Origin of the sequence: Bacteroides sp. L008 (assembly GCF_040812255.1) — a bacterium.
GTDB lineage: Bacteria > Bacteroidota > Bacteroidia > Bacteroidales > Bacteroidaceae > Bacteroides > Bacteroides vicugnae.
Genome location: NZ_JBFNXO010000001.1, coordinates 2,694,083 through 2,709,210 on the forward strand (window position 1 = coordinate 2,694,083; position 15,128 = coordinate 2,709,210).

9 protein-coding genes are annotated in these 15,128 nt (G+C 40.1%); 1 reads left to right on the forward strand and 8 read right to left on the reverse strand.

The window, feature by feature from the left end; genetic code table 11:
* Positions 1–4 precede the first annotated feature (4 nt).
* The 8 genes from AB3G73_RS10760 to AB3G73_RS10795 all read right to left on the reverse strand — a co-directional run bounded on the left by AB3G73_RS10760 (position 5) and on the right by AB3G73_RS10795 (position 12,747).
* Positions 5–850, reverse strand: coding sequence for a hypothetical protein (locus AB3G73_RS10760; protein WP_074707822.1), 846 nt, complete (start codon positions 848–850; stop codon positions 5–7).
* A gap of 12 nt (positions 851–862) precedes the next feature.
* Positions 863–1,606, reverse strand: a complete 744-nt coding sequence (locus AB3G73_RS10765; protein WP_004306842.1) for a hypothetical protein — start codon at positions 1,604–1,606, stop codon at positions 863–865.
* A gap of 7 nt (positions 1,607–1,613) precedes the next feature.
* The gene (locus tag AB3G73_RS10770; protein ID WP_367744835.1) at positions 1,614–3,785 is read right to left on the reverse strand and encodes a PCMD domain-containing protein; all 2,172 of its coding nucleotides are present in this window, start codon (positions 3,783–3,785) and stop codon (positions 1,614–1,616) included.
* On the reverse strand, positions 3,782–5,053 hold the full coding sequence (locus tag AB3G73_RS10775; protein WP_074707884.1) for a DUF4493 domain-containing protein: 1,272 nt from the start codon (positions 5,051–5,053) through the stop codon (positions 3,782–3,784). The genes AB3G73_RS10770 and AB3G73_RS10775 overlap by 4 nt, the downstream gene beginning before the upstream one ends.
* Before the next feature lie 8 nt (positions 5,054–5,061).
* Entirely contained in the window at positions 5,062–7,593 is a 2,532-nt protein-coding gene (locus AB3G73_RS10780) for a DUF4493 domain-containing protein (RefSeq protein WP_367744837.1), read from the reverse strand.
* Positions 7,594–7,884: 291 nt separating this feature from the next.
* Positions 7,885–10,860, reverse strand: a complete 2,976-nt coding sequence (locus tag AB3G73_RS10785) for a PEP/pyruvate-binding domain-containing protein (protein WP_074707814.1) — start codon at positions 10,858–10,860, stop codon at positions 7,885–7,887.
* A 4-nt stretch (positions 10,861–10,864) separates the two neighbouring features.
* Positions 10,865–11,506 carry an HNH endonuclease gene (locus tag AB3G73_RS10790; protein ID WP_117935352.1) on the reverse strand — a complete coding sequence of 214 codons (642 nt, stop codon included), beginning with the start codon at positions 11,504–11,506 and terminating at the stop codon, positions 10,865–10,867.
* 5 nt (positions 11,507–11,511) lie between these two features.
* Positions 11,512–12,747 carry an AAA family ATPase gene (locus tag AB3G73_RS10795; RefSeq protein ID WP_148365098.1) on the reverse strand — a complete coding sequence of 412 codons (1,236 nt, stop codon included), beginning with the start codon at positions 12,745–12,747 and terminating at the stop codon, positions 11,512–11,514.
* 146 nt (positions 12,748–12,893) lie between these two features.
* Between AB3G73_RS10795 and AB3G73_RS10800 the strand changes: the two genes are divergently transcribed.
* Complete coding sequence (locus AB3G73_RS10800) at positions 12,894–15,005, forward strand: prolyl oligopeptidase family protein (RefSeq protein ID WP_367744839.1); 2,112 nt, start codon at positions 12,894–12,896, stop codon at positions 15,003–15,005.
* Positions 15,006–15,128 lie beyond the last annotated feature (123 nt).

The following is a 15,128-nucleotide window of genomic DNA, read 5'->3' on the forward strand; positions in this document are numbered from 1 at the left end:
AAAATCATAAGCAAATCGTCAATCCCAAACTAATATTGAAAGGATTCACCCTAAAGTTAGATCCACCCGTCATCCGTTTTCCCGTCTCTCCCAGATTATTTTTCTGTTTTTCCTGCCTGTAACGAATGCCGGCTATTCCGAGCGAACATTCAATACTTACATTTTGCATAATAAAAACAGCCAATCCCGGATTTATTCCCAATTGCACCTCAAATATATCTGTTTGAGTATTAACCAAATTTTCGTCTACACCACGGTCGAATTTAGACTTTCCAAAATTGAATGTCAAGGCAGTCTCATTGAACAATCCAAATCGTTTACCGGCATCCAAACCTACATAAGAGCGATGGAAGAACGACACGTTATACAAATTTTGTTCCAACTTTAAATCTTTCAAAGAGAAATCGACATCATCATCGATTTTCAACGTGATATTATTCAAGGCTCCTCGCATATTCCGGTATCCGAACTTCAATCCCAACACCATATTATCACGGACAGCATAGCCTCCATATACAGAAAAATTCAGATTACGCCCATCACAATCAAAATTATCAAAATAGGCAAACAGCAGTTTATTATCCGCACTATTATAATCCCAGTATGACATTGTGAAACCAGAGATCCACTTCCCTTTAGGAATGAAACGATAGTTCATGATTCCACGATCATAACGTCCGATACGTTTGATTCGCAGGAAGTCCAAGCTCCCTTTTACTGGTAGCGTATCCTTCTGAAAAACGGGGACAGAATCTTCTACCTCCAACGATTGACAAACCGTTTCTGTCTTTCCCCACAAAGAGAAAAAGAATACAGACACCAGCACTGTTACCAATAACCGTTTATACATTCGTCCTGTTTTTTAAAGGTAAAAAGCTATTCCCAGTCCTATACTGAAAAGATTAATTTTAAAATTGGCACTCATCGACGAACGGTTGCTTTCGTAAATCCGGTCCGTCACCTGATGGGTTCGGCTGACATTCAGTCCCAACACCCCAATGCTTACTTCCACTGCCGTATAATTATTGATAAAGGCAACCAAACCCGGACTCAAACCAACACTTGCATCCAAAGAAGTCTGATATACTCCTGTCAGGTCATCCCCTTTACCGTTCACCACTTTTGAAACAGAACCTCCCAATTCTAACTGCACTTCATTGAATAATGCAAAACGCTTGCTAGTACCTAAATTGATGTAATTTCTCAAGACAGCAATTCCCGAATAAGAGTTCTTCAATTCATACAGGTTACTAATATCAAAGTTGGTATCTTCATCAATATTTACACTGATATTATTTAGCTTGGTATACGTCCGGCTATACATAAAACGTCCACCTGCAGCTACATTATCTTTAAAAGCATAACACAATACCGGACTCACTTTAAAAGCATACCCTTCCCCACTCAAATTCTCTATCACCAGAAACTGATAGTTATCATTTGAGTATTGAGAATAAGAAACTGAACTACCCACAATCCATTGTCCCTTAGGAATGAAAGTTCTCATTTCTATATTCCGTTTGAACTCCTGTTGCGCGCATGTTTGCGTCGTTCCAACAATTATTCCCAAGATTATCAGGAATGAAGTTTTGATAAAGTAATTCATACTTTGCTTATTCATAAATTAATTCCAAATCATCAAGCCACAAAGTACTGCCCGTACTTCCGGTAAAATAATCTCCATATCTACTTGCACTACCCACTAAAATAATATCAGTCGGTTTACGGTTAGAGCGATAGTTAATCGGGATCTCCAGTTTTATCAATCCTTCACCCTCCGTCGACTCTTTAAGAATACACTCTCCATAGCCTATCACATTTGAAGAATTTGAATCAAAAAGCTGCCTGTCAGCAGGCTTTGTCTTAACAAGTACCGGTATATCCGTTTCTCCGTCAAAAGTCTGATGTGGCCAGTCGCCCAATGCTATATAAATAGAGCCCATATCTTTACTGTTTTTCGGCAACTCACCCAATGTTGAATAGTCCACTGTACCAGCTACATATCTATAATAAAGCACCAATTTCGATGGACGTGAAGTGAAAGGACGTCCAAACCGTAAAATACCGTCTGTACCATCTATTTTCAGGAACTTCCCGACAAATATATTTCCGGCAGCAAAAGCACCAATTCCAAAAAGAGCCACATATTGAGACTGTAATTTTGCAGAATAATTCCCACTGTGCTTAATGGCTGCATCATACGTTGTCACATTCTTATTCAATGTAGCAGAACCCGTATTACCACTATCCCAAAACATTTCTCCACCACTCTTATAGATATAAAGAGGCGAATCTCCATGCCAGTCTTCAAATCCAGCATTCGGCAATTGTGCAGGAGCTTCTGTAGTGAATTGTTTTGTTTCTTTCGCTGCAACAGTACCAGCCATTGCCTGATATTCATAGGTTATACCAGGTTCAAGTCCGGTTATTTGACTCGTAAATATTTTATTATTCAACACAGCCTGATTCGAATACATCCAATCATTGGAACCAATCGCCCGGTAACGGAAATTCATCTCTGTAACTGAAGCAACCAGACTACCATACAGAGTGGCTTTTGTTGACCAAACATCGTTCTGTGTAGCAATATCCTCGGTAGCAACCAAAGCATCTGTAGCAATAACCGTCAACGTTTTCGCTCTATCTTTTCCATTCCGGTCCCTTACTTCAATGTCAAATCGATAGGTGTTATTACCGTCATCGATCGAATTAGTCATTATCTCTCTCAAGTTTTCCTTAAATGCAAACTGAACCTTTGTCATATCCGCATTAAATTGGATACTAAATCCAAGATTATCCAGTTCTCTTATCTGAACTTCAGTCAATTCCATCAAGTCGAAAGAAGAAAAATGGGTAATTCCCAACCGTGCAAAATCCGCACTCGTCACTTTCAATTCAGTAAAAGGCACACTAGCAGCCATCCGCACAACAATAGGTGTTTCCTTGTCGAATTGCGCACGATAAACTGCATTATCCAACTCGTAAATCTGATCATTCTCGATTATCTTAATAACAGGACGTGCCAGTATATCTACTTTCTCATCCGTCGTCAAAGCTGTCTCAACCACATTTACGGAAATCATGCCACCACCCACTTCAGAGGAAGAATTACTAAAAGTCAAATCATATCTGGTTGCTTTCCGTACCAGATTAATAACTCCACTTTTGGTTATTTCTGTTCCACTGCCGTTAAGTTGCCCTACAAGGTTCCATCTTAATTGGTTTTCATCATCCAACAGCATAAAATATCCTAGTTGGGATATGTTATCCTGTGTATATTCCAAAGTTCCCAATCGGTTACTCACTGTAATTTTATAAGTAGGAAATGCCTCCTGTAATTCGTCAGACAGAGCCAGACTGACTACTGTATTGCGAATGCCACACACTACTGATTCCGAAATAGCCGTCCCTTTTGAAATTGTAAACTCTTTCGTCCCCTTGAAATAAGAATCGGTAAAAGATGCAGCTACGGAATCACCCGCAGTAACTTCCGCTTTATAATTGTCGGGAACTAACAGTATTTGTTCCGGCATTTCATCTAAAGTGGCGAATTTACGCACCAAGCCCTCCGCGTTACGGATATACACTTTACACTTCTGGAGCAATTCTTCATCAGTAAGCGTAGCTCTCGTCTTTCCGGCAGAAACAGTAGGTAATTCACGTTGAACACCTATCTTCAAAGATAATGCGCCCTCTCCATTATTTGTCAGGTCACTTTCACGGCAGGAGACACAAACAAGTCCAACAATGAAAGCTATAACTAATATATATATCAGTTTTTTCATTCTGTTTTCTTTGCTATTGATTTCAATGCTAAAGTAGCTGTTCTGGTATTATTTGCCTGATCGACAACGGTAATAATAAAATTATGAGAAGCAAGTCCATACAATCCGAGTAGCGGCGTAAACTGTGTAATATCAAACACCAAATATTTCACTCCGATCACTTCACTGCCCACTGGGAAACCTAAGCTCTTCAACGCTTTTTCCAAATCTGCATCTGCAGGGTGTGCCAAATCAAATTCAGAAGACAAACCTACTGACTTCAGTATTTCAGGTGTCAAAGTCTCCGAATCAATCTTCACTTTCAAATTTTGAATACCATTATCCGCTGTGATATTAACAATAATGGTTTTGGTTTCGTCTTTCTCTACTTCTATCTCATCCATTATATTGAAACCTTGTCCTACGATTGTCGGTGCACTTGTTCCAGGATTTACGGATGGATCTTCCGGCAATATATCTTCTGCTCCCGGATTAGCCCAAGCAAGTAAATCCACTTTCTTACATACTGCATCCAGCTTTACGCTTAATCCCATGTCACCCACTGAAGGTATCTCCAGATTAAACACAATGTTCCGGTGCTCTCCACCTTTCACATTGCTGAAACTGGTTTGCTCTTCTGTCCATTCCCCATCTACCGTTCCCTGGAAATGAACAATAATGATATTGCTTACTTCGGCAGCTTCAAAGAATCCGGCACGTCCACTTCCAATATCGGTATTATTAAAAGTCAGTTCACCTGTACCGACTTTTATTGTAATGGACTGGTCACCACCTACTTTCTGTTTCAAATCATCATTGAGGTCGACTGTCACCATTATATTCTGCAAGAAACATTTGATTACATCAACCGATGTAACCTCATCTTTTTTTATTGTAAAAGTTTGGGTTCCTTTATAGAAAGGTTTTTCCCATTCAGCAGGTTTTACGTCATGTGATAATGCTTCAATCTTATAGTTACCCACATTCAAGGTTAAGATTTCGGGCATGTCCCTATATCTTGTATATTCCTTTACCAATAAATTATTATCAGTCGAATAAATCCGAATGATATAATCATCTGTATTGATTGCTTTACCGTCTGCACGTGACAGCACATCCACAGAAACAGAAACACTTGTTCCCGCAAGTCTTACCTGTCCTTCACCTTGATTTGTATTCCCGGTTCCTTCGTCGTCCCTTCCAAAATCAGGGTTATCATTCATACAAGCACTGCATAATCCTAAAATGCTTGCCAAACATATAAAAACGAGTTTTTTTATTGCTTTCATATTACTCATTACTTATATTCTAATATTATATTTTTATCTATATACAATTCACTACCAGTAGAAATAGCTTCACCCTTATTATCCGTTGTTTTAATCTTATTGTCTTCAACACTTTGAGTGTTTGAAGCATTGGAAGAAGAGGCAAACATCACCCTTAAATGAGTCGCTTTTTTCTCAAACATCGTATTATAAGTTAAGTCCACCGTGAATTCCTTTTGAGAACTCGTCGCTGTTAAGACTTCACTACCTTCGGCTAACTTTAATGTTTGTCCTCCTTCGCGGTTTTCTACTATTACAGTTACAATTCCGCCCTGATCGTTATTAGCTACATAAGTATAAGTGCCTTTCAGCTTTATCGGACGGGAAGTGAAGGATATACCTTCATTATAGATTTCTACATTAGTAGAATGGTTATAACTATAACTTCCCAGGAAAAGCTTACCGGCAGAACGATGCTCATGGGTAGGAGGTGTCAGATCATTGAGAGTAGTCGCTGACCAAGAAACCGAACCATACTTACTGGGAGGATCCCCTAACTTATCAGACCAAGCAACATTACGCAACATCACCCCGGTATTCTGATTAAAGGCAGAAGCAACTATATACCAAGTATTCTTCGTTTTAGGATTAGTAGGAGCGGTTTTCTGATTTACAACTGCCCAAGTATCATTCAAATCCTCTATCGTCAACAATCGAGTATCCTGCTTTTTACTACTTCCTAATATGCCTGAATAACCGTATCCACCACCTTTATTTATCGTCTCATTAAAATAATTAGCCCATCCTTGCGTGAAATCCGGAAGCTGTACTACACTCTCTGTTGCCTGCATTACAGGAATTGAATAAGTCGTACCATCATCACAAGTCGTTCTGAAATAATAAGTAGTTCCCGGAGTAAGTCCTGAAATGACAGCCTTTCCAGTGGTTGCATCAAGTTTCAAATCTTTGGCATCCACTTTCGTCCACGTACTTCCATTCAAAGAAATATATGCTTCAATAGCACTCATCACATTAGACATATCTTCGGCATATTCAGGTACAATCGTCATTTCGGCCGTATACGACCACACATGAAACGGTTCGAGAATAACACTATAAGAAGGTATAATAACAGCTACGGAAACGATGGCCGATTTCAAACCGTTATATTCAGCTTGGAAGTCTTTGGCTACAACTCCCATATCAATACCACTTGCTTTTATATTGTAATATCCTTCTTTTCCTTCTATCGGAGTGATAACCGTATTGTTAATCAAAGTCATCACACCATAATAACGATAATAGAGCTTAATATTCTGCGGATTGCCTTCTTTCAGTTTCACCGGAATTGTCACTTCTTTACTCTTCATCTTCACAGGATCCGTAGGTAGCAACATAAAGTTCTTAGGCGTTGTTATATTCAACACATAATCTTCACTTTGCTTACCATAAGTACTGGTGGCACTCAAATAGAATAAATGAGTATCATTATTATCCGTAATATTCAGATTAGGAATCAAACCAGTAAAATTAATAATACCCATCTGATCCTGATTAATACCAAAGCCAATCAACTTCACACCTGATTTGTCCAGCAATGCTTGATCTTCAGGAGTAAGTGCCGCCAGATTAAATCCTTCCTCCGGCCAATCGGGTAAATTAGGAGAAGTAGTTCTAAGAATACATTTCGTAAAACCGCCCAAAGAAGTCAACAAAGCCGATAACTGATTCGATTCAATCGGATTACCGTCCCACTGATTACCATCATTACTTGTTTTCTCAAATCCGGTCAATGTGAAATAAGGAGGTTTAATATTCAATGCTTTATCCGAAATATCCAAAGTAATGGGTCTGACTTCCGTTACACGGTCAAAGACAATGCTCAACATGGCTTTACCAGCATCCACATTCATTTGCAAATGATAATGATGTTGAGCTAACGCCTCCTCAATGGTAGCCACTTCAACGGTAGTCGGACTTAGTCCGCCATTCACTTTCGTGAAAGTCAGTTTTACTGAAATTCTACCCGGCTTCACATAAGCAGCACGCGTTTCTCCGGACGAAAAAGAAACTTCACTTCCCAACTCTGCCTGTACAGTAGAAGAATAAGTCTTAAAATACTGTTTGAAATCATCCGTGTATTCAATACTTATTTTAGTATTGGCCAATTTACAAGTAGTTTCCACGGGAGTAGTCTCGCCACCACGGATATTAAAATCGGTAGTACCCTCATAATAAGGAGAATCAAAGCCTTCCTTCTCAATGTCACCATAGAAAGCTTTCAAGGTATAACTTCCTACCGGAAAAGTAGTGTCTTCATCATAGTCACTTAACTTATCCCAGGAAGCCTGCACTTTGTCACCTTGCAACACGGAAATAGAGAAATCTTGTATGGAAGGCAGTACTTCCTCACTCGAGCGTGTCGTAACATCTGTCACCGAAGAATTTGCGGATAGATGCAAGCTCATTCCACCAAAGGCACCCGAACGCTTTTCATCGTTTACACAACTGCACAATAATACAATCTCTAAAAATAAAATAAACTTCAAAATACCCTTCATACCGAATTAAATACGCCTTTAAATAATACGGAGTCCCTCTCTCTGAAATCAAAGATAAGCTTAAATACCTAATATACAGGTGCTATCTTGTAAACTAGCCGCAAAAATACAGTTTTATTTCTTTATAATAAAGTATCTAAAGAAAGTTTTATTTTCGAATATGAAAAGAAGACCACAATTAAGGCCTAGAATATGAAAAATGAAACATTTTTAAGAGATATAACATAAAAGTTCTGTCTTTCAGATGAAAAACAGAACTTCATTATATAATAGATTGAACGTTAATAAAGCTTATTTATCGACGCCTGGCATCAAGACTACTCCCAACTTCTTCTTGCCGTCCATCTTGACTACCACAGGTTTTTCAAAGCGAACGTGACGGAGATAGTTCGTTTCCTGCACTGCTGGTTGTGCATTGAGGAAATCCTGATTATAAACTCCATCATTCATAAAGGCATTGATCGTGAAATATCCCACCCCGAAAGAAGTCAGGTTCTGAAAAAAGTGTGTCCCCTGACTGGGATCTACCCGGTAATTAGTCAGACCGGCTTCCACAATCACACGGGCAGCCGAAATATGAGGCCACTTCACCGGAATACCCAGCCATGTATCACTGCTTCCCCAACGACCCGGACCAACGAGCACATAATTCTTTCCTTCGCTCAGGAACTGTTGATTGATCTTTTCTATCTCCCAGGCAATCGTCTGATTATTGGAAGCACTATAATTGTCGGTTTTTACATAAACCACATCATATACCTCATTCATAATGCCGTGTCCCAATGAATTATACGAACGGAGAATCACATCTTCATCAGGAATCTCGTTCAAATCCTCGTCCAGCATTTCTTTACTGTCTACGATAGGACGGATCTGCAACAGATAGAAAGTTCCGGATTTATCATGTTCGCGACTTAACGTTGCTGCAAATTCAATTTCAACCGGACGACGCATCTCCTGTTCACCATATTTCAATACCAACTGCAGAATACGAGCCAACGGGAAAACATCATGTTGCAGGATATTAGCAAAAGTAATCACCTTACGTCCTCCCGGATATAAACCATCACGAATAATCTGATCGTACGGATCGTAGGTAGAAGCAATATAACGCAGAGCACCGTCACTTTCCGCCTCTTTGACATGAAGTTTCAGCAAATTAAAACCATCGTCGATAGAAAAATCATGTCCGGCATTTTTCAAATCCAATGCATAAAAACGAGTTTGAGTCTCCTTGAGGGCTATTTCCATTTCACTGGTTTGCAACACCTGATTGGGATGATAGGGAGAAAAACGAAGGGTCATGCCACCGTCAACAATATATTTTCCTAATCCCAAAGCCAGATTAACCGTTCCTTCTTCGGCTTTTTCATCTCCTAAAGGATAATAATTCAGTGAACGGGCCACACCGGACATAGACGGATAATAACGATCGCCGTACTGGTTTCCAACTACTTCCTGTAAGATAACAGCCATTTTCTCCTGATCGATTACATTCGAAGTGGCTTGCATATACGCTTTGCTGTCACGGAAATAAACCGAAGCATACACCCCTTTGATAGCATCAGAGAGCATCCGCAACATTTCATAGCGGTCGTCCAGATAAGGAATCATGTAAGTGTTGTAAATTCCGGCAAACGGCTGATAATGAGAGTCTTCCAACAAGGAAGAAGAACGAATGGCAATCGGAGACTTCACTACATCGAAGAAAGTGAAAAAGTCCTCTACCAATCGGTCAGGCAACTTTGCCTTCAGAAAGTATTTCAGAATCGTAGCATCATCCGCATCTGACAGTGCAATCTGATACAGATTATTAGTATCCATAAATTCATCAAACACATCCGTACAAAGCACCACTGTTTTCGGAATAGCGATACGCGCATTTTCAAACTCGTCGAACTCCGGATGACGCTTCACCATATTATCAATAAATGCCAGTCCACGTCCTTTTCCTCCGAGAGAGCCATCCCCGATACGGGCAAAGTTAGAATAACGGTCGAAGCGGTCGCGCTTAAAGACCGCCACGACTCCCTGGTTCTTCATCTTACGATACTTCACAATCGCCTCAAAGATGATTTTACGGTGAGCATCCACATCCTGAAGACTATTCCAGGTTATCGGTTTCAAAAATTCAGCTACCGGGAACATGGCACGCGAATAAAACCAACGCGACACGTGATTCCGACTGATATGATATAAGAAGGACTCCGCAGGTACGGCAAAAAGAATATTTTGCAGCTCCTTCAAATTCCGGACGCGGGCAATCTCCTCCCCTGTATCCGGATTCCGGAAAATAAAATCACCAAAACCAAAATTATCGGAGACAATACGGCGCAAATCAACGTCCATCTTCTTGGAGTTCTTGTCAATAAAGCTGGCACCATACTTGGCTGCATAAGACGAATTTTCAGATTCGGAAGACTGTATAATCAAAGGAACGAACGGATCATTCTTACGTATCTCCGCACACAGCTTGATACCTGCCAGACCGTCTTTCTCCCCCCGTTCCACTTTCGGGAAACGGACGTCAGTGATTACCCCCAATATATTATTCTGATACTTATGATAGATTTCCATCGCCTCCTGATACGTACGTGCCAACACTATTTTAGGACGTCCACGCATACGGAGCGTACGCTGGTGAGCATTCAAGGCTTCAGTAGAGAATTCCTGACTCTGCTTCAACACGAATTTATACAGATTCGGCAAAATAGAAGAATAGAAACGAATACCATCCTCCACCAAAAGAATCAACTGCACACCGACCTCCTGCACATCGTGTTCCAGATTCATCTTGTCCTCTATCAACTTGATGATAGACACCAACAAGTCAGTATTACCCAACCAGCAAAATACATATTCAAACGCACTTAAATCTTCATTGATAATCCGTTTAGTAATACCATGACTGAAAGGAGTCAGGATGACAATAGGAATATGCTCGTATTTCTCTTTGATGTGACGGCCGATGTCGAAACTGTCATTATCCCCCGTGCTCGGCATACAAATCACCAGATCGAACGACATGTTTTCCAACTGTGACAGTGCTTCCTCCTCCGTAGACACCTGCGAGAAACGAGGTGGATAGCGCAGAGACAAAGAAGTGTATTCATTGAAAATCTTCTCATCAATGCGCCCGTCATCCTCCAACATGAAAGCATCGTAAGGATTAGCGATTAATAACACGTTAAAAATCCGCCTTGTCATCAAGTTAGCGAATTGTGTATCTTTGAAGTAAAGCTGGTTTAATTTATATTTACTAAGCATAAAGTCATTCTCCTTTCTTATTCCAAATCGTCATATCTCCAAAATCATGTTTCAGCAGATCGTTACTATGAATAATGGCATATTTAAATCCCAAATATTCACTACGAATATCCAACAACTCCTTTATAACCGGATAATAATCTTCTTTCTTACCTGACATATATTCATTAACAGCATAAGAGAAAAAGTTCATTTTTTGAATAAACTCATCATAAAATCGTTGTTCACGACAGTTCCTATAAGGTAGTTTCCCATTAAATAATAAATTCAACAACTGAATCGTTGAAAGCACTTCAGAAGTCGCATGGTCACTATTAAATATTACTTTCTGATTGACAAAGTCATTCGAATGCCTTATTATAGTCTCTATGTCATAATGGATCGGATCTAAGATATCATCATACTTATTCGATTTTTTATTATTGCAGTATCCACAAGCTACAAATAAGTTTTCCCATGTTTGTTTCAAGTCTCCATTATTAGCTTGCGACTTGAAATGTTCTACTTGGTAATCTGTTGTCAAATGCCGTTCGCACAAATAACATTTATCATTCTGATCCATCAGTAATTGTTTGCAGACTTCGTCCGTATTATAACTTTTATCTAAAGTTTGTGGCTTATCCGCATTCTTACAAATTCTAATCATCTTAATTAATTCTTATTTTGCCACTCTCTTTTCAGATCATAATATTTAGCTTTAACTGCAGGAGCTACTGCCTCCGGAATCTTATCAAAATCTTTCAGATACATATCCAATTCACTTTTATCCGAAACAGAAAGCTGCTCTGCACGAATCAACTCTTCCAGCCGTTGTAAACGCATTTGAATTTCACTGGAATCTGTGCGAACACCAAAGTAACCTTCCGCTAATGCTTCATAAGAATAATCCGTTAAATCTTCAATCGGTTCACGATGTTCCAAATCAAAAGCAACAGCATTCTCTAAAGAATTAAGAATAAAAGGAGAATGAGTAGTAACAATAAACTGTATATTAGGGAAAATAGCAGTCAACATCGGCAAGATCATTCGCTGTAGTTCCAAATGAAGATGTGTTTCTATTTCATCAATCAACACAATTCCCTCTTTCTCGTATGCACGTACCACATTATCCTGCGATTGCATTTTTAAGATTAAATCGGCTACGATGTCCAATGCAGCTGAATATCCTGCTGACAACTCCGTGAATTTAAACGATTTTCCACGCGTTTGAATGAGGAAAGAGTAATCTTTATAATTGAAATCAAGTTCCAGGGTTGTATCATTAAATATCTGACGGAGGATATTACGAAAACCGACAAACCATTGACGAATATAATCAGCATCCTCCATTTTTCCTTCATTACGGGCTAAGGCTTCTTGCACTTTACAGTCAACCATAAAATTCAAGAACTGATCTACTTTATTGTGTTTCAGATCAGTTTTCATTTCCAAATCCGGTTTAATCGGATTCTTAGGTTCCACAAAAAGAGATCTACGTTCATCTGCATAATAGGCTATGATAAAGTCTTGACTTAGAAAATCCTTAGAGATGGAATATATATCATGGAATGAAAGTTCCACTTTTCCATACATTTCTTCAATTCTAGTTTTATAATATTCAACGCTATCCTGATGGGAAACAATATTCTGTGAATCATTGGCAGCCTTAGCCGTTTGCAACCATGTTCGATGGGATATCAAATGTCTCGCATTATTCAAAAAGCTCAACGTCTTATCATTGCAAACCTTGCTCAAATGCTCCACAATTGCATTCAACAAAATAGTCTTACCACTTCCGTTCTTTCCCGTAATAATCAGATGTTTTTTCTCATTTTCAGAAATTGGAATACAAAAGTTCTCCAAATGAAAAATGTGATTAACCTTGATATTCGTAATAAAATTACCCATAGTCCTTTATACTTGATGATTACTTTTGCAAAGTTAATTTTTTAAATCTCATTTTCCATCATCTTCTTTATAAAGTTTACTTGTTTATCTCTTATTATTTTGTAGATTTGTAACTTTAAGTTTATTCAAAAAGACTTTTTATTCACATGAAAAAAGTAACTTTATTAATGAGTGGAATCATGGTGATGTCATGCGCTCCCCAACAGAAAAAGCTAGTCTACCCCGAGACAGCGAAGGTAGACACCGTAGACGTGTACTTCGGTACACAAGTTCCCGACCCTTACAGATGGTTGGAAAATGACACCAGTGCAGCTACTACTGCCTGGGTAGAAGCACAAAACAAAGTAACGAATGAGTATCTAAGCCAGATTCCGTTCCGGGAAAACTTGTTGAAACGATTGACCACACTGGCCGATTACGAGAAAATCAGTGCGCCAATCAAGAAACATGGCAAATATTACTTCAGTAAAAATGACGGCCTGCAGAACCAGAGTGTATTCTACGTACAGGATTCACTGGACGGCGAGCCTCGCGTTTTCCTCGACCCGAACAAGCTCTCGGACGATGGCACAGTGGCACTGACCGGTCTTTATTTCTCAAACGACGGCAAATATACCGCTTACAGTATCTCACGCAGCGGATCGGATTGGTCTGAAATATTTGTCATGGACACTGAAAGTGGCAAGTTATTGGAAGACCACATCGAATGGGCCAAATTTACCGATGCCGCCTGGCAGGGAGACGGATTCTATTACAGCGCCTACGATGCTCCCGCCAAAGGAAAAGAATTCTCCAACGTAAACGAAAAGCACAAAATCTATTATCACAAAATAGGTGAACCGCAATCGAAAGATAAACTGATTTATCAGAATCCGGCTTATCCGAAACGTTTCTATACAGCCAGCACCAGCGAAGACGAACGTATTCTCTTCCTCACAGAATCCGGTGCCGGAAGAGGGAACAACTTATTTATACGAGACCTGAAAAAGCCGAATTCTCCTTTCATCCAACTGACTACCGACCTCGACTACCAATACTACCCGATTGAAGTGATAGGCGACCAGATTTATATTTATACTAACTATGGCGCACCGAAAAACCGGATCATGGTAGCCGACATCAACCGTCCGAAACTGGAGGACTGGAAAGAACTCGTTCCCGAATCGGAAGCCGTTCTTTCAAACGCAGAAGTGATCGGTGGAAAACTGTTCCTTACTTACGACAAAGATGCTTCGAACCATGCATACGTTTACGGGCTCGACGGCAAGCAGATTCAGGAAATCCAACTGCCGTCACTCGGTTCGGTAGGCTTCAGCGGCAACAAAGACGATAAAGAATGTTTCTTCGGATTCACTTCATTCACCATTCCGGGTGCCACTTATAAATATGACATGGACCAGAACACCTATGAACTATACCGTGCACCGAAAGTACAGTTCAACTCGGATGATTTTGTGACGGAACAAGTATTCTTTGCCAGCAAAGACGGTGTAAAAGTCCCGATGTTCCTTACCTATAAGAAAGATCTGAAGAAAGACGGAAAAAATCCTGTATTCCTTTACGGATACGGTGGTTTCGGCATCAGCCTCAACCCTGGTTTCAGTGCAATGCGCATCCCATTCCTCGAAAATGGCGGTATCTACGCACAAGTCAACCTGCGTGGTGGCAGCGAATACGGTGAAGACTGGCACGTAGCCGGAACTAAGATGCAGAAGCAGAATGTATTCGACGACTTCATCTCTGCTGCCGAATATCTTATCAACGAAAAATATACGAACAAAGATAAAATCGCCATTGTAGGTGGCTCCAACGGTGGTCTGCTGGTAGGTGCCTGCATGACACAGCGTCCGGACCTGTTCCGTGTAGCAATTCCGCAGGTAGGCGTGATGGATATGCTACGCTATCATAAATTTACTATCGGCTGGAACTGGGCAAGCGATTACGGAACAAGCGAAGACAGCAAAGAAATGTTTGAATACCTCAAAGGCTATTCTCCATTGCACAACCTGAAACCGGGCACGAAATATCCGGCAACACTGGTGACCACTGCCGACCATGACGACCGCGTGGTTCCCGCCCATTCATTCAAATTTGCCGCTACGCTGCAAGCAGACAACGACGGTACAAACCCGACACTGATCCGCATCGACAGCAAAGCAGGTCACGGTGCAGGTAAACCGATGGCAAAAGTACTTGAAGAACAAGCAGACATCTACGGTTTCATCATGTACAACCTAGGGATGAATATTAAGTATTAGCGCTGAATACTTACATTAAATATTAGGTATAAGGTATTAAGTATAAGTCTATGCGGTTTGCAGCGCAGCCTAATACTTAATACCTTATACTTTATACCTAGCACTTGTTCCTACTATCATTTT